An 18,025-nucleotide genomic window follows, 5' to 3' on the forward strand; every position below is an offset into this window, starting at 1 on the left:
ATGGCAGAATTTAAACCTACCCCGGCACAACAACAGGCCATTAATGACCGTCATCAGAATATTTTAGTATCAGCATCTGCTGGTTCAGGGAAAACGGCCGTCCTGGTTCAACGGGCGATCGGTTTAATTAAAGAGGGGATTGATGTTAACCGCCTCTTGATGGTGACGTTTACGGATGCTGCCGCTAAAAACATGCGCGACAAAATCCGCGCAGCTCTTCAGAAAGAGGCCACTGCTGCGACCAATTCAGTCGCGATGAAGCGGGCAATGGCTAAACAGATGAATTTGGTTGCAACTGCTGATATTAGTACGATCCATGCCTTCTGTTTGAAGCTGATCAAACGCTATTACTACCTTATTAATTTGGACCCGCAGTTCAGACTGTTAACAGATGATACTGAGCGGTTACTCCTTCAGGAAGATACCTGGCAACAGTTCAGTGAGCACTTGTACGCTAATGCGGACTACCAAGCAGATGATCGGGCTTCGTTTCATGAACTGGTTCTTAATTTTTCCCGCGATCGTGATGATACAGGATTAGATGACCTCGTATTGCGGTTGTCAAAGATTGCAAATGCCCAACCTGATCCTGAAGCGTGGTTAAGGCAGCTACCAGAACATTATTTCCTGGGAAATAGTGATATTACTGAATCAAAATTTTTTGTCAATGACCTGGAACCACTAGTTGCTGAACAACTGGAACAGTTGATTAATGATAGCCATGAATTGGTATTGCGAATGCAAGACACTGGTTATGAAAAGCCAAGCGCAGTGTTAACCGCTGACCAGGAACTGTTGCAACAGTTAAAAGATGAGTTAACGAATTGTACCTGGGACCAACTACGGGCTCATTTCCAAGGTGCTAAGTTTAAGCGATTGGCAGGTGGTCCAACTAAGAAGGATGCCGGGACGCCAGAATATGAGGATTACCAGGCAATTAAAGCGGACCGTGACCGGATTAAAAAGCAGCTCCGGCAGCTGAGCGAACATTTCTTTATTTATCCAGCCGCTCAGTTAAAGAGCCTGTCTCAAAAATCACAGGCCCTCGTGGCAGAACTAGTGAATGTCGTCATTGGCTACCGTCAACAGTACCAGCAAGTCAAGTTGAACCGGCATGTATTGGAGTTTAATGACCTTGAACACTATGCTTACCAAATTCTGACCCCACCTGCCGATGATGCCGATTGGCAGGCATTAGTAGCCGATTTAAGAAACCATTACCGCGAAATCATGGTTGATGAGTATCAAGATACTAACCCTCTTCAGGAAGGTATCTTGAAGAAACTAGCTAGTCCTGAACGCCATAACATGTTTATGGTTGGGGATGTTAAGCAGTCCATTTATCGTTTCCGGGAAGCTGATCCAAGCTTGTTCACGGATAAGTACCAGCGTTACCAACAAGATGGAGCGGCTGGTGAAGATATTGTCCTAGCAGAGAATTTCCGGTCCATGCGCAATGTTGTTGATTTTACTAACCTGTTATTTGAACAACTTATGGACCGTCAAGTCGGTCAAATTGACTATGACGAGGATGCCCACCTAAAATATGCGGCAACTTATTATGATGAGGATGAACAGAACCAGCCACGACCAACAGAACTGCTTTTGTACGACGCTAATGTTGACCCAGACCAACCAACCGAAGATGATAAATTAACTGGTGAGCTGCAGATGGTTGGAATGCGGATCAAGCAGATGATTGCTCACCAGGAGCAGATCTATGACAGTAATTTGAGACGAATGCGCCCAATCAACTATGGCGATATTGTCATTTTGGAAAGAACAAAGGGAATCAACAATACGTTAATGGAACAGTTTAACAAGTTAAATATTCCATTAACGGTCCATGATGTTGAAAGTTATTTCCAAGCAACTGAAGTGCGGGTCATGATGGCTCTGTTAAAAGTGATTGATAATCCGCACCAAGATATTCCGTTAGTGGCTGTTTTGCGTTCGCCAATCGTGGGGCTTAACAATAAAGAGTTGACCATGATTCGGTTGCAAAACCGGTCGGCAGATTATTACAGTGCTTGCCGCGAATTCGTTGATAACTATGACCAACACAGTGTGCAGCGGCGATCATTGCTGCCTGAAGATGCCATTAACGACTTAGCGACGAAACTCAAACGTTTCTTAGCGGACTTAAATGAATTCGACCAAACCGCACAACAGCAAACGTTGGTGGACCTTATTTGGCAGATTTATCAACGGACCGGCTACCTCGATTATGTGGGCGCAATGCCTGGCGGTCAGCAACGTCAAGCAAACCTGCATGCCTTGTATGAACGAGCTCAAAATTATGAACAGACTTCATTCAAGGGCCTGTATCAATTCACACGTTTTATTGAGAAAATGCAGGAGCATGATCAGGACCTTGGTGTTGCCCCTGCGCAACTGGCTGAAAATACTGTCAACGTGATGACGATTCACGGTAGTAAGGGACTGCAGTTTCCAATTGTCTTCTTGATTGATGCTACTCATGGTTTCAATAATTCAACTAGTAAGGAAAACGCGGTTACAGATGCTGATGCGGGATTGGGAATTCGGTACATGGATGAGCATCGATTAGTTTACGACACGCCCCAACGACAGGTCATCCTGGAACAAATCCAGCGGTCAGAACGTGCTGAAGGATTGCGGGTTCTATATGTTGCTTTAACCCGGGCCGAGCAACGCTTAATCATTACGTCGTCGTTTAACGAACAACGACGGAACCAGAAGCTGGCAACCGCTTGGGAACGATGGCAAAAGGCTTTTCAAAGTGACCAACAAGTACTGGGCGCTCAAGTGCGGGTGAATGCTAACTCCTTTATGGATTGGATTGGCCTTGCTTGTGCTCGCTATCGTCAGTTTTTTAAGCCGGAGGACGTTGCTGTTAACGTTGCGGGCAAAGAGGGGATGAATCTCTTACCAAGTCCACTCGATCATGACCAAGCTTACCCATGGATGCAGAATCAAGCAGTATTTAAGGTCCTATCATTTAGCCAACAACAAGTTAATGATGCATTAGCCCAGCTGAACCAGGCGGCAGCCGATAGTGATCACGAGGTGGAGCCAATTGATCCAGACCTAAAAAATCACTTTGCTGATGTTTTAAGCTATCAGTACCCTCATCAAGTTGCCACCCAAACGACGGCCTACCAGTCTGTAACAGATGTTAAGCGGGTCTTTGAAGATCCAGATAATCGCCAAATGGGTCAGTGGGATTATGATGACCAACGCAAAACGAAGCACCGCGGTGTTTACTTGAAAAATGATTTTGCCACTCCACGTTTCGTTCAGCAAACTGACCAATCACCGGCGGCAGCCGAAGTCGGAACCGCAACGCATCTGGTCTTTCAGAAATTGCCATTAGATAAAAATACAGTTGATCACAATCTTGTGGCTAATACCATCGACAAGTTAGTCGACCAGCAACTCATTGCGCCAGCCGTTGCTCACCAGATTGACCAAGAAGGAATTGTAGCCTTCTTTGCGACAGCAATTGGGCAGCAAATTCTCAATGATCCGACTAATTATCAGCGTGAAGCACCGTTTGCGATGTTGATGAATGGTCATGAACTATTTCGTGATGTTCAAGCACAAGATGATGAACGAATTCTAATTCACGGGATTATCGATGGGTACTTAGAACAACCAACGGGAATTACTTTAGTCGACTATAAGACTGATCACGTTAATACCAACAATACCGCTGCTTCAATTGAGCGGATTAAGGACCGTTATCGTGGCCAGCTGGAACTTTACCGGCAAGCTTTGAATATGATGAAAGAAGAGCCAGTTGTCCAAATGGGTCTATACCTGGTAGAATTGAGAAAGTTTATCTCATTTTCGATTGGAGGAAAAACAGGTGCCGACCATTAAAGACATTGCTAAAGAAGCGGGTGTATCAGTTTCGACAGCTTCCCGGGCGCTCAATGATAATGAACGGATTAGTCTTGCTACTCGCCAGCGTGTGCAGAAAATTGCTAAGCAGTTGGGTTACCAGCCAAACTATACAGCCCGTAATTTAACACGGGGCGAGGCGAATATGGTGGGCTTAGCCTTTCCAGTGACCAGTGATACTGCACCTGCGAACCCGTTCCATATCGATTTAATGCGGGGCGTTAGTCAAGCAGTTCAGCCACTTCACTATGAAATGGTTGTGGCAATCGCACCAACACAAGAGGACCTGTTAGACGAGGTTAAATCAATGGTGACCCAATCGAAGGTTCACAATTTTTTGGTCTTCTACACGATGAAAAATGACCCAGTTACCAAGTATCTTCGTGACCAAGGGTTGAATTATGTTGTTATTGGTCATCCTCAAGGTGCTTACAATGAACGGTTTGTTGATAATGACAACGTGGCGGCAGGGAAGGCAGCAACTGATTACATCGTTAATCACTACCAACCGCACCAAGTGGCCTTTGTGGAATCGTATCAACCATGGCAATTCGAACAAGACCGGGCAGCGGGCTACCAACAGAGTATGCGTGAGCATGATTTGCCAAAGATTGTTTGGCAACTGGCCGATAATGTGCGCTCGTTAAGGGATTATTTTGATGAGCATTCGCAAGTTGATGCGCTGGTTTTCTCCGATGATTTATTATTTGTCCGTTTTGTCCAGGAGGTCCAACAATACCAGTTGCCAGTGATCTGTTTTAATAACAGTCGCCTAATGCGGATGCTGACCCATTGTGACGAGCGGGTAGATTTGCAACCGCGCGAACTTGGGAGGCAGGCTATCAAGCTATTATTTGATCATGATCGACAGCATCAAATTGTTGATTTTAAGGTTGAATATTAAATCTAAACGTCAGTGATGATTTGAAATCACTGACGTTTTTTGACGTTTATAGGATAAATGCCTATTAACTCTTGAAATGTAGAAAGCCTTTTCAGAAATTTTGTGCAAACGGTTGCGCAACTGATTTTAATCTGGTATATTAATACTTGTAAAAATTCATGAAGCGCTTTCATGAATGCATTAAATTGTTAAATCATTTAAGGAGTGTTTGAAATGAGTCAAGAGAAGTCCTCTGGTGCAGGATTACCTTTCCTGTCGAAGAGCGTCATTTGGATGATCAACTTTGGTTTTCTTGGTGTTCAGACAGCCTTCACCTTGCAAAGTTCTCAAATGAGCCGGATCTTCCAAACGATTGGTGCCGACCCTAACAAGCTGGGCTGGTTCTTTATTTTGCCACCATTGATGGGATTAGTTGTTCAACCAATTGTGGGTTATTACTCAGATCGTACTTGGGCACCTAAGCTCGGTGGTCGTCGTCTCCCTTACTTGCTTTTAGGGATGATTGTTGCTGTTATCGTTATGCTGTTGCTGCCAAACTCAGGTAGTTTCGGCTTTGGTTATGGATCATTAGCTGCACTGTGGTTTGGTGCCATTACCGTTGCCTTCCTCGACTTGTCATCTAATGTTGCTATGCAACCATTCAAGATGATGGTTGGTGATATGGTTAACGATGACCAAAAGAGTTACGCTTACGGGATCCAGAGTTTCTTATCCAACACCGGTGCCGTTTTAGCTGCTATCTTCCCATTCCTGTTCACTTGGTTTGGTGTAAAGAACACTGCTGCTAAGGGTGTCGTTCCTGATTCCGTTAAGGTTGCCTTCTATGTTGGAGCTGCTTTACTGATTGTTACTAGTCTGTTCACTGTTTTCCGTGTTCACGAATATGACCCTGCTACTTACGCTAAGTACCATGGTATTTCTGAAGAAGATAACAAGGAAGGTGGAAACTGGTTCACTTTGCTTAAGACCGCTCCTAAGGCCTTCTGGACTGTTACTCTTGTTCAATTCTTCTGTTGGTTTGCCTTCCAATATCTATGGACATACTCTGCTGGTGCAATTGCCCAAAACGTTTGGAACACTACCAACGCTACTTCAGCAGGATACCAGGCCGCTGGTAACTGGTATGGTGTCTTAGCTGCCGTTCAATCAATTGCTGCTGTTATTTGGTCTTACGTCTTAGCTAAAGTTCCTAACAAGTACCACAAGTTAGGTTATGGTGGTAGTTTATTGCTTGGTGGAATTGGTTTTATTACCGTCTTCTTTATCCACGATCAATGGACTTTGATCCTTTCCTACACCCTTGTTGGTATTGCATGGGCTGGTATGAACACTTACCCATTAACAATTGTTACTAACGCTTTGTCTGGTAAGCACATGGGTACTTACTTAGGTCTCTTCAACGGATCTATTTGTTTGCCACAGATTGTTGCTTCATTACTTAGCTTTGCATTATTCCCATTGCTTGGTAACTCCCAAGTTAACATGTTTATCCTTGCCGGAATCGTGTTAATCGCTGGTGGACTTTCAGTATCAACAATCAAGGAAACTTTCGCTGAATAAATTATCAATGAATTGAATCACATATTACAATGAGGGTGAAGGTGAAAGTATTAATACTTTCCTTCCACTCCCATTTGTCTACAAAGAAAGGAATTTTTATCATGAAACAAACTTTTGAAATTGCTCCATGGCATGTTGCAACTCATAAGTGGGATCCTGAAGATAAGCGTCTTCAAGAATCAATGACTTCATTAGCCAACGAAAACCTTGGTATGCGGGGCTTCTTTGAAGAAGGCTATACTGGTGACCACATGCAAGGGGTTTACCTTGGTGGTGTTTGGTTCCCAGACAAGACACGTGTTGGTTGGTGGAAGAACGGTTATCCTAAGTACTTTGGTAAGATGATCAACGCTGTCAACTTCATGAAGATGATCATTAAGGTTAACGGCGAACAACTGGACCTTGCTAAGCAAGCACCAAAGGACTTCAAGCTTGACCTCGATATGAAGCGTGGTGTCCTCACCCGTGAATTTACTGTTGAAATTGGTGGAGCTGAAATGGCCTTCACCTTTGAACGCTTTGTTTCCGCTGTCCAAAAGGAATTAGTTGGTCAACGTCTGCATGTTAAGAACCTCGGCAATAGTGATGCTAAGGTTGAAATTACCAGCATGATTGATGCTGATGTTTACAACGAAGATGCTAACTACGATGAACAGTTCTGGATGGTCTTGAACAAGAGTGCTAATGGTGAACACGCTGAATTGACTTCTGAAACTAAGAAGAACGACTTCGGCACTCCACAATTCACTGTCGGCATGAAGACCACTACTAAGACTGACTTAGACCATGCTGGTGACGGGACTGACGAAAAGGATGCTTACAACACCTTTGCTGGTACGGTTGCTGCTGGTAAGGAAGTTAACTTTGAAAAGCGGACCGTTGTTGTTACTTCCCGGGACTTTGATTCTGAAGAAGCCATCGAAAAGCACTTGGACGAATTAACTGACAAGTTTGATTCCCAAAGCTTTGACGACTTGCTTGATCCTCATGTCCAAGAATGGGCAGATCGTTGGACCAAGTCAGATGTTGAAATTGACGGTGATGAAGGGGCTCAACAAGGGATTCGTTTCAACCTCTTCCAACTCTTCTCCACTTACTATGGTGAAGATTACCGTCTGAACATTTCACCAAAGGGCTTCACTGGTGAAAAGTACGGTGGTGCTACTTACTGGGATACCGAAGCTTACTGTATTCCTGTTTACCTGGGTGTTGCTAACCCAGAAATTGCTCGTAACCTGCTGATGTACCGTTACAAGCAATTGGATGGTGCCTTTGTTAACGCCAAGGAACAAGGGCTTGATGGTGCATTATTCCCAATGGTTACCTTCAACGGGATTGAATGCCACAACGAATGGGAAATCACCTTTGAAGAAATTCACCGTAACGGTGATATTGCTTACGCTATCTACCTTTACACTAAGTACACTGGCGACAAGTCATACGTTCTTCATGAAGGTGCAGAAGTGCTGACTGAAATTTCTCGCTTCTGGGCTGACCGTGTTCACTACTCACAACGTCAAAACAAGTACATGTTGCATGGGGTAACTGGTCCTGACGAATACGATAACAACGTCAACAACGACTGGTACACCAACCTCTTATGTAAGTGGACTCTCCAATACACTCTGGAAATTCTGGATGAAGTGGATGACGAAGTTGCTAAGAAGCTTAATGTTTCTGAAGATGAAAAGCGTCGTTGGAAGGGTATTGCTGACAACATGTACCTGCCTTACGACAAGCAAAAGGACATCTTCCCTGAAAACGATGGCTTCTTAGACAAGGACCTGACACCAGTTTCTGAAATTCCAAGCGACCAATTACCATTGAACCAACACTGGTCATGGGATAAGATCTTACGTTCACCATATGTTAAGCAAGGTGACGTTATCCAAGGTCTTTGGGACTTCATCGATGACTTTACTAAGGAAGAAAAGAAGCGTAACTTCGACTTCTATGAACAATTCACGGTTCACGAATCGAGTCTGTCAGCTTCTGTTTACTCCATTATTGCTGCTGATATTGGTTATGAAGACAAGGCGGTTGAATTATACGAACGTTCAGCACGGCTTGACCTTGATAACTACAACAACGATACTGTTGATGGTTTGCACATTACTTCCATGACTGGTTCATGGCTGGATATCGTGCAAGGATTCGCCGGCATGCGTGTTCGTGATGGTCAATTACACTATGCTCCATTCCTGCCAAAGAAGTGGAACAGTTACCAATTCCGCCAAATGTTCCGTGGTCGGATCCTGAAGGTTAAGGTTGACAAGAATGGTACCAAGATTGACTTGGTATCCGGTGACCCAATTACCATTGATTTAGACGGTAAGAAGTTAGAATTAAAGTAATTTGCTGGAGGCCTAAATATGAAGTTTGAAGATTTAAAGGGATTTGCCTTTGATCTTGATGGTGTGATTGCTGATACTGCTCGTTTCCATGGTCAAGCATGGCACCAACTTGCTGACAAGGTTGGTACTCCTTGGACTAAGGAATTGGCTGATAGTCTAAAGGGTGTTAGCCGGATGGATTCACTAGAATTAATCCTGAAGGCTGGCGGCCACGAAAATGACTACAGCCAAGAAGAGAAGGTTGCTTTGGCAACGGAAAAGAATGACAACTATGTCAAGTTAGTGGAAACCTTGACACCTGCCGACATCCTGCCGGGGATGAAGGACTTCTTGGATGAACTGAAGGCTAACCACTACCACATCGTTCTTGCTTCTGCTTCGAAGAATGCACCAAAGGTTATTAAGTACCTTCAAATTGCGGATTACTTCGAAGGCATTGTTGATCCTGCTAAGTTGACTCATGGTAAGCCAGACCCTGAGATTTATACTGAAGCAGCGAAAACAATGAACTTACCAGCTAATCAAGTGGCCGGGTTGGAAGATGCTCAAGCAGGGGTTGAATCCATTAACCGGGCTGGTGAATTATCCATCGGTTTTGGAGCTAATTTGCAAGATGCTGATGTTAAATTCAACAGTACAGGCGACGTTTCCCTTGCGGCAATTAAACAACAAATGAGTGAAAATTAAGTTTACTAATCATTTCACTTGAGTAAATAAACCAGAAAGCGGGTTCATGATTGATCAAATCATGAGCCCGTTTTATGTTTTTCATTTTTTACAAATCTCATTGCATATTATTAGAAAGTAATGTATCTTAACAGGAAATATTAGAAGTTTCTAATCAAATGAGGTGAGAGAATGTTTAGTCGTGTTGGACAACTTATTTTTGATAATGAAGCAGTGGCAAAAACCTCGGATTTCACCATGGGCATTGAGATTGAAATGCAACGGGTTGATGAGGCAGGCAATTTGAGTAAAGAGCCGTATCCAACAGCGATTGGTGATGAAAAGACAAATCCGTGGATCACCAATGACTTTCTGGAGACAATGTCAGAAACAGTTACTCCATCGGCCAAACATGCTTTGGATGCGATGCATTACTTATATGTCATCAACAACACCCTTCGTTGTGCATTAGCACCTGGTGAATTGCTGTGGCCCCTTTCAATGCCACCACGCTTACCGAAGAATAAAAAAACTTTACAAGTAGCCAAGATGGGGCCAAAAAAGGAAGCCTACCTGCATGAATGGGCTAAGCGTCATGGATATTCACAAGGAACACCATGTGGCGCCCATATTAATCTAAGTATTGATCAACACGTGGTGGACTTAGTATTAAAACATTTCCCTGATAAATTTGCAGATGAACGAGCAGTCCGTAATTATCTCTATACGGTGTTGGCACAAGGATTTGTTCGTTATCGATGGTTTATCACATACCTGTTTGGTGCGAGCCCCGTTGCAGAAGCAAATTATTTTGAACCAGGGCAAGAACCTAAAAAGCCCATGCGGAGTATTCGTCAAAGTAAGTATGGCTTTGGGACTAAGTTTCGGGGCGACTTTACAAATCTTGACCGCTATATTGCCCGGATTGAGGAAGGGGTTAAAGAAGGTGTCTTAACTTCTGACTATGAATTTCACGGACCAGTCCGCTTTAAAGGTAACCGCAATTTAAAGGATCTCCCTAAAAAGGGAATTGAGTATCTCGAATTACGGATGCTGGATTTGGACCCAAGCAGTTCAGTAGGTGTTCGGACTGGGACGTTGCGGTTCATCCGGTTGTTAGCTTCTTACTTCATCATGCACCCAGCATTGAATGAGGATGAAGTCGAACCAGTTCTGGTGAACGCTGATCACATGAATGAAGTAGTGGCAGAGGAAGAACCAACAAGTAAATGTCATTACCAAACAAAAGCGATGGCAGTGGTCAAAAGCTTGGAGCGGTATGCTAATCAGATTCAATTAGGGCCTGAATATGCAGAAGTCTTAGAAGACTTAGAAGATCGGGTTGTGAACCCTTCAACTACGCCAAGTGCAAAGCTGTTGCATTATGTTAAGGATGGTTCCCTAACGGAATATGCTTTACAGCGCGCTAAGCGTTACCAGGAGGCTGCACTGGAGTCAATTCATCCATTTAAGGGATTTGAAGATGGGAAGATTTACACTGCAGATGAACTCCGTGCTGCATTAGCGAAACATTAATAAATAGTGAAGTACAATAAAGAAGCTGGAAATTAACCTTCTCAAGAGCCTGGTGGGCTAACCTAGAACGATGAATGGCGATGAAATCATCAGAATCATTCGTAGTTAGCCTCGAAGGCGCTGGTTAATTCCCACGATTAGACTTGGTAAGTTCGAGACTATTAGTAACAAAGAAGAGGTTGAGGAAAAACATTCTGTTTTTCCTCAACCTCTTTTAATTATTGAATGTTTATGATTGTTGCGCCCGTTTAATCAAGTCCTGGAAGAGGTGCTGAGAATAATCGTAGTGCTTAAACATATTTTCGGGATGCCATTGGACAGCTAGAATTTGGTCACTTTGAACCGTTTCTAGCGCCTCGGTGACGTCATCGTCTGCTTTGGCGGTTACGCGTAATGGCTGCGCCACTTCATGGACTGCTTGGTGGTGTCGCGAGTTGACGTAAGGTCGTTTGCCGACCAGGCTGAATAAGCGACTATCCTCTTCAACGTTAACGTGGTGGGAAGGAAAATTGCCAGGAGCATCTTGAGAGTGCTTTAGGGTTTTATGAGGATCTTCAGATAAATCCTGGTATAAGGTTCCGCCTAAAGCAACATTAATAACTTGCATTCCCCGGCAGATTCCCATCATCGCTTTCCCAGCTTTAAACGATTCCTTTACTAATTCAATTTCAAACTGGTCGCGTCGTAAGTAGGTTGACCCCAATTTTTGGTGTGGTTCTTGATGAAAAAAGATCGGATCGACATCGCTACCGCCGGCAAAAATAATCCCATCAAAGAGGTCCAAGTAATTATGAGCTAATTCTGGCGCCACACTTGGGAAAATAACAGGTAGGCCGCCTGATTTAATAATGGCTTCAATTAATGGTCGTGGTGCAAAAGCAGCGTTACGTTCATTAATGATATTAGTGGCCTCCGTTAAAGTATCGGCTGGAATAGCAATTCGTGGTCGCATAAAAGAACCTCCTTGAATAATTTTAATAGTATTATAATGAAAATTTCATCCAGAGAAAAGCCCAAATTTTTGGTAAAGCCGTGAACATGCTATACAATAGTAAGTGATTACCGGATAGAGAGGATGAAAATGATGATTGAATTGAATAACATTAATTCACGAATGAACCTGAATAATGGAACAACAATTCCTTGCGTCGGTTATGGAACATTCCGAACGCCAGCTGATGTTGCAGAAAAAGCGGTGGAAGATGCCATTAAAGTTGGTTACCGCCATATTGATACTGCAGCTGTATATGGTAACGAAGAAGCAGTTGGTAAAGGGATTAAAGATTCGGGGATTGACCGTAAAGACCTGTTCGTGACGAGTAAGCTGTGGAATGATAACCGGGGTTATGATTCCACTAAAAAGGCTTTCCAGGAAACTTTAGATCGTCTGCAAATGAACTACCTTGACCTCTACCTAATTCACTGGCCAGCAAACCAGAAGCAATTTGGTACCCAAGCTGCTGAAATTAATGCGGAGACGTGGCGGGCGATGGAAGACCTGTATAAAGAAGGGAAGATCAAGGCAATTGGTCTGAGCAACTTCATGCCTCACCACATCGTTGACTTAATGCGGACAGCTAAAGTGGCGCCAGCCGTTGACCAAATTGAAGTTCACCCTGGTTGGCCACACACCGAACAAGTTAAGTACTTGCAAGCTCACAACATTGTCGTCGAGGCTTGGGCACCGCTGGGCGGTCAAGGAGCCCATGTGATGACAAACAAGACGATGTTGGCAATTGCGGACAAGTACCACAAGACGGCCGCTCAGGTTAGTCTTCGCTGGCTAATTCAGCAGGGCATTATTCCATTGCCAAAGTCAGTTCATGAAGAACGGATGATCCAAAATAAGGATATCTTTGATTTTGCATTAACTGATGATGAAATGCGTAAGATCAGTATGTTAACGAACTTAGGCGGACAATGTGCTGACCCAGATGAAGTGGAATTCTAATAATTATCAACAGGACTTAGCCAGTGCTTAGTCCCGTTTTTATTTATCCCTAACTAGCGAATATTGTATAATTAACGGTATTTAAGGGAGGAATACTTGATGCGGGCAGCATGGGAAGATATTCAGGGTAGTTGGCGTGGCTTTAAGCAGCATTGGATAACGTACTTAGCCCTGTTCTTGGGTCTAGATTTACTGAATCAGTGGGTCATTATACCGCTCTTTCGGTGGGTCACAACAGTTATTTTACAAGCGGGGGAAATCCCATTTATTTCCTACCAAAATATCGTCATCATCTGTCAGCAGCACCCGTTAGTGATTATTGGCCTCTTAGTAGAGCTACTCCTGTTGCTAATGGTCGTTTATTGGCAATTTGCTTTACTCCTGCTCAGTATCCGAGAATTTTCAGTGGGCCGGACAGGCTTTTATTCTTTACTGCAGAATTCTTGGCAAGCGGTACGCCGTCTGCGACCAGGGTCCCTGCCGTTGATGCTCATTTACTTTATCTTGATCATTCCATTTGCTGACTTGGTATTTCGTACGCCACTGCTTGCTAAAGTGCAAATTCCGGCTTTTATTGTCGACTTTATGACGCGGAGTGACCGCCTTTTTATCTTCTTTATTGCGACTTACCTCGTCATCCTTTTCTTAGGAATCCGGTGGCTCTTTACTCTGCCGTTAATGGTTTTTCGTGCGCAACGAACACGGACAGCGTTAGTCAATAGTTGGCGCAAAACGGCTCATTGGCAGTGGATATCGGTGATTAGTCGCCTCATCCTGGTGGGCTTGTTAGCAACAATTGGCCTCGGAATAGTGTATGGAGTCATCTATGGCTTTCAAATTGGATGGGATCATCTTCTTCCCCACTCACAAGCCCTCGTTCCGGCAGTCGCTAATTTAACTTTGATTCAGGTTGTTAGTGAAATTGTGACCGTCGGCAGTATGATTTCCAGTTTAATGATCATTACCCAGCAGGACTTCGGGGAAATCCAATACACAACGAACGGGGCTAATTCCCATCATTATGGTTGGGCATTGCTCGTTTTAGTAGTGATTTTTGGTGGCGCGACCATTGCTAACAACCATGTTTACCTTCAAGGAGAAGATGATCAGCGACCAATTACAATCTCGCATCGGGGAGTCGCTGATAATAACGGGGTCCAGAATACGATCCCGGCATTGGAAAAGACCCACCGGCTTCATCCTGATTACGTTGAAATGGATGTTCATGAAACGCGGGACCACCAGTTTGTAGTTATGCATGATGAAAATCTGAAAGAACTCACTGGGGTCAACAAGACACCATACCAGCTGACCTTGAAACAGTTAACGCGGCTGACGGCTCGCGAGAATGGTCATTCTGCGAAAGTCGCCAGCTTCGACCAATATTTAAATGCGGCGGAACACCTTCACCAAAGACTATTGGTGGAAGTTAAGACAACGCCCCATGATTCACCGGGGATGCTCAAGCGCTTTGACCAGCAGTATGGCCAACGCCTCAAACGGGACCATGACCAGGTTCATTCATTGGACTATGGTGTTGTGGCCGAATTAAAGCACCGCGATTCAACTTTGCCTGTACTATATATTCAACCTTACAATTTATCCTATCCAAATAGTCAAGCCGATGGTTACTCGATGGAGTACTCAACCCTTAACTTTGACTTTATCCGGCAGGCGCACCGTCAACATAAGCAGGTTTATGCGTGGACTGTCAACCAGCCATCCCTGATGAAACAAATGATTTACGACCATACGGATGGCATTATCACCGACAACTTACGTGAATTAAATAGTGCTATTGATGATTACTTAAGCCACCAGTCATATGCTAATCGGATTATGAACTTTATTCTCGTTGTTCCAGCGGGCACACGATTAGAACCATAAAAGGAGGAGGACCACATGCCAACTGAACGGACCTATATGTCAATTGACCTGAAGTCGTTTTATGCTTCAGTGGAATGTGTTGCTCATCATTTGGACCCTCTGAACGCCAATCTGGTAGTGGCAGATGATTCGCGGTCCAATAAAACAATTTGTCTAGCGGTATCGCCAGCGTTGAAGAAGTTTGGTGTACCTGGACGGCCCCGGTTGTTTGAAGTGGCTCGCCGGGTCGACCAAGTTAATCGGGAACGGGCCCAACAAGCTAGCCACCACCATCTTTCCAAGTACAAGTCAATTTACCGGCGGAAGCTATTGAAGTCCCTAAATCTGCGCGTCGGCTATAAGATCGTTAAGCCACGGATGCGTTTTTACATGGAAAAGAGCGCGGAAGTATATGCCATTTACCTGCGTTTTATTCGACCAGAAAACATCCACGTTTACTCGATTGATGAGGTCATGATGGATGTGACGGATTACCTGGCAGACCATCATGTCTCTGCCCATACCCTTGCAAAACAGATTATTCAGCAGATTCAAACCGAAACCGGCATTACAGCAACAGCGGGAATCGGTACAAACTTATACCTGTCTAAGGTCGCAATGGACATTGTTGCTAAGCGAATCCCGGCTGATAATGACGAGGTCCGGATTGCCCAGATGAATGAGCACCAATATCGTCGTTACCTGTGGGCGCACCAGCCACTGACTGATTTCTGGCGGATAGGCCGCGGGTACGCCAAGCGATTAGACAAGCTCGGCTTGAAAACCATGGGTGACATTGCCCGGTGTTCGCTAGGTAAGTTGTCAGATCCCCAAAACGAAGAAATCTTGTATCGTGAGTTTGGCAAGAATGCGGAATTGTTGATTGACCATGCCTGGGGTCGTGAAACAGCGACGATTGCGGACATTAAAAACTATCATTCGAGCGAACACGGTATTTATTCCAGTCAGGTCCTAATGACGCCAGATAAGTACCCGGAAGGCCGTCAGGCAGTACTGGGGATGGTTGAGGCCGTAGCTTTGCAAATGGTTAAGCGGCACGTTGTCTCCAGTCACTTTGGCTTAGTCATTGACTATGATCCCACCAGTCTCCAGTACGCCCCTGACTACCAGGGAGCGATCGCCAAAGACTTCTATGGTCGTTCAACTCCTAAGTCCGATCATGCCAATGTTCAATTGGAAAGCCTGACATCATCTAGTTCAGAGCTCCGCCAGGTTTACCATGCGTTATATGACCAGTGCGCTAATCCACGACTATTGATTAGGCGGGTAACCCTCATTGTGACTCACATGATTGATGAAGATGAGGCGGCGCACCTTACCCGCTTTAAACAAACTAACCTGTTTGAGGATCCTCACCAGGAAATTCAGCAGGAAAAAGCAGCTCAAGCCAAGCGGCAACGTGACAAAAAGTTGTCCGATACCATTCTGCGTCTGCAAAAGGTCACCGGTAATAAGAACGTTGTTTTGCGCCTCGGGGATCTAAAGAAGGGTTCCAACACCAAGGAACGAAATGACCAGATTGGGGGGCACCGTGCATAATGGACGAAAAGGAAATTATTGAACGCCAGCTATTTTCGGATACTTCGCGGTATGACGATATTATGGACCTCCCTGCTCATCGGTCGAAGGCGCATTTGCCAATGAGTCAGGAGGACCGCGCTGGCCAATTTTCACCATTTGCGGCCTTGACGGGCTTCAATTCATTAATTCGGGATACGGCCGAGATTTATGCCCATAAAAAATACCTGTCAGCCAAAGCGGAAGCGCAGGTTCGGCAGCAGCTGGTTTATGCCCAGAAGACTCAGCTTCCTGTCGTAATCCATTACTTTAATGATCATAGTGGTTACTACGAAGAATTTCAGGACCGGATTACTAATCTGAAATGGGAACGTGGTCGCGTCTTCTTCGCAGAGCACCCGTCTATTGCGATTGCCAATGTCGAATCTATTCGACGGAACAAAATTCAGAAAGCAGATGAACACTGATGAAACAACATAAATTAGTTGTCATTTCTTTGGACTCACTCGGATTTCGTGATTTGAATGAATTACGTGATTTAGTACCCAATGTTAACCGGCTTATTCAACATGGAACATGGGTCAAGCGTGTCCGGGGGATCTTCCCAACTCTGACTTACCCATCACACACGTCGATTATTACTGGCCAGTATCCCGTCGTACACGGCATTGTGAACAATACGAAGTTACAACCCCGGCGCTTGTCGCCAGACTGGTACTGGTACCGACGTGATATTAAAGCAACCCCACTGTATGATGTAGCGAAGGCGGCGGGGATGACGACGGCCGCATTTCTCTGGCCCGTCACAGCTGGCAGTCAAATTGACTATAATCTTGCCGAAATCTTCCCTAACCGGATTTGGACTAACCAAGTGGCAGTGTCATTAAAGGCGAGTTCACCGTGGTTCTTGATCCAGATGAACCACCGCTACGGAAAGTTACGGCACGGAATTAAACAACCATGGTTGGACGACTTTGTGACAGCCTGTGCGGTTGATACGCTTAAGAACAAGTTTCCCGACCTAGCCTTGATTCACCTGGTCGACATGGACAGCATGCGTCATCGTTATGGTGTGCGGTCTGCCCAAGCCAAGCAGGCCCTGCAGCGACTGGATGGGCGGGTAGCACGGATCATCCGGGCAACGAAGGAAGCGGGAACCTATGATGATACCAACTTTGTTATTTTAGGCGACCACTACCAGATTAATGTTGACAAGATGATCCACTTAAATATGCTGTTTGCTCGTTATGGTTGGCTAACACCGCTTGCTGGTAAGACGACCTACCGGAACAATTGGCAAGTAACAGCTAAGACTTGTGATGGTGAAACGTATGTATATACCCGGGGCAATGTTAATTTAGGCCAACTGAAACAGCTCATCGCTGGTGTTGAAGGTGTCGAACACATTTACGATGGCGCTGAAGCCATTAAACTGGGCGCTGATCCAAAGTGTACATTCCTGGTTGAGGCCAAGCCAGGCTACTATTTTACGGATGAAGTAAATCGGCCAGCAATCGTTGAGCAGGTTGATCCAGAATCGTTAGGTACGCATGATCGTTACCATGGTGTCCATGGCTACGGACCAACTCAGGCTAACTATTACACAACGGCGGTCTTTGCGGGTCCCGCAATTCAAGCGGGCAATGAGGTGGCCCACGCTAATCTAGTGGATGAGGGACCAACCTTTGCCTACTTAATGGGGCTGAAGTATCCAGAAGCAACAGCTGGTCAGCCAATTGATGGCGTTTTTAAGAAGTGAGGGAT

General features: G+C 44.8%; 12 protein-coding genes. 11 read left to right on the forward strand and 1 reads right to left on the reverse strand.

What is annotated here, in order from left to right; translation table 11 throughout:
- The 6 genes from addA to FD27_RS04205 all read left to right on the forward strand — a co-directional run bounded on the left by addA (window position 1) and on the right by FD27_RS04205 (window position 10,905).
- Window positions 1-3,864: a helicase-exonuclease AddAB subunit AddA gene (gene addA / locus FD27_RS04180; protein ID WP_057749976.1), complete on the forward strand. Its 3,864-nt coding sequence runs from the start codon at window positions 1-3 to the stop codon at window positions 3,862-3,864.
- Window positions 3,851-4,789: a LacI family DNA-binding transcriptional regulator gene (locus FD27_RS04185; protein WP_057749978.1), complete on the forward strand. Its 939-nt coding sequence runs from the start codon at window positions 3,851-3,853 to the stop codon at window positions 4,787-4,789. The genes addA and FD27_RS04185 overlap by 14 nt, the downstream gene beginning before the upstream one ends.
- A gap of 213 nt (window positions 4,790-5,002) precedes the next feature.
- Entirely contained in the window at window positions 5,003-6,349 is a 1,347-nt protein-coding gene (locus FD27_RS04190; protein WP_057749981.1) for an SLC45 family MFS transporter, read from the forward strand.
- Between the two features lie 101 nt (window positions 6,350-6,450).
- Window positions 6,451-8,703, forward strand: a complete 2,253-nt coding sequence (locus tag FD27_RS04195) for a glycoside hydrolase family 65 protein (protein ID WP_057749984.1) — start codon at window positions 6,451-6,453, stop codon at window positions 8,701-8,703.
- Window positions 8,704-8,721: 18 nt separating this feature from the next.
- Window positions 8,722-9,390, forward strand: coding sequence for a beta-phosphoglucomutase (pgmB, locus tag FD27_RS04200; protein ID WP_057749988.1), 669 nt, complete (start codon window positions 8,722-8,724; stop codon window positions 9,388-9,390).
- Window positions 9,391-9,561: 171 nt separating this feature from the next.
- Entirely contained in the window at window positions 9,562-10,905 is a 1,344-nt protein-coding gene (locus FD27_RS04205; protein WP_057749990.1) for a glutamate--cysteine ligase, read from the forward strand.
- Between the two features lie 229 nt (window positions 10,906-11,134).
- Here FD27_RS04205 and FD27_RS04210 read toward each other — a convergent pair whose 3' ends face one another.
- Window positions 11,135-11,857, reverse strand: coding sequence for a gamma-glutamyl-gamma-aminobutyrate hydrolase family protein (locus FD27_RS04210; protein WP_057749994.1), 723 nt, complete (start codon window positions 11,855-11,857; stop codon window positions 11,135-11,137).
- Window positions 11,858-11,989: 132 nt separating this feature from the next.
- On the opposite strand from FD27_RS04210, the gene FD27_RS04215 reads away from it, so the two are divergent.
- The 5 genes from FD27_RS04215 to FD27_RS04235 all read left to right on the forward strand — a co-directional run bounded on the left by FD27_RS04215 (window position 11,990) and on the right by FD27_RS04235 (window position 18,020).
- A complete protein-coding gene (locus FD27_RS04215) occupies window positions 11,990-12,856 on the forward strand; it encodes an aldo/keto reductase (protein ID WP_057750213.1) in 867 nt (288 codons plus the stop codon).
- Window positions 12,857-12,955: 99 nt separating this feature from the next.
- Window positions 12,956-14,743 carry a glycerophosphoryl diester phosphodiesterase membrane domain-containing protein gene (locus tag FD27_RS04220; protein WP_057749998.1) on the forward strand — a complete coding sequence of 596 codons (1,788 nt, stop codon included), beginning with the start codon at window positions 12,956-12,958 and terminating at the stop codon, window positions 14,741-14,743.
- Window positions 14,744-14,758: 15 nt separating this feature from the next.
- On the forward strand, window positions 14,759-16,282 hold the full coding sequence (locus tag FD27_RS04225; protein WP_057750001.1) for a Y-family DNA polymerase: 1,524 nt from the start codon (window positions 14,759-14,761) through the stop codon (window positions 16,280-16,282).
- A complete protein-coding gene (locus FD27_RS04230; protein ID WP_057750004.1) occupies window positions 16,282-16,728 on the forward strand; it encodes a hypothetical protein in 447 nt (148 codons plus the stop codon). Before FD27_RS04225 ends, FD27_RS04230 begins: the two co-directional genes overlap by 1 nt.
- Entirely contained in the window at window positions 16,728-18,020 is a 1,293-nt protein-coding gene (locus tag FD27_RS04235; RefSeq protein WP_057750007.1) for an alkaline phosphatase family protein, read from the forward strand. Before FD27_RS04230 ends, FD27_RS04235 begins: the two co-directional genes overlap by 1 nt.
- Window positions 18,021-18,025 lie beyond the last annotated feature (5 nt).

It is taken from the genome of Limosilactobacillus frumenti DSM 13145, assembly GCF_001436045.1.
Lineage (GTDB): Bacteria > Bacillota > Bacilli > Lactobacillales > Lactobacillaceae > Limosilactobacillus > Limosilactobacillus frumenti.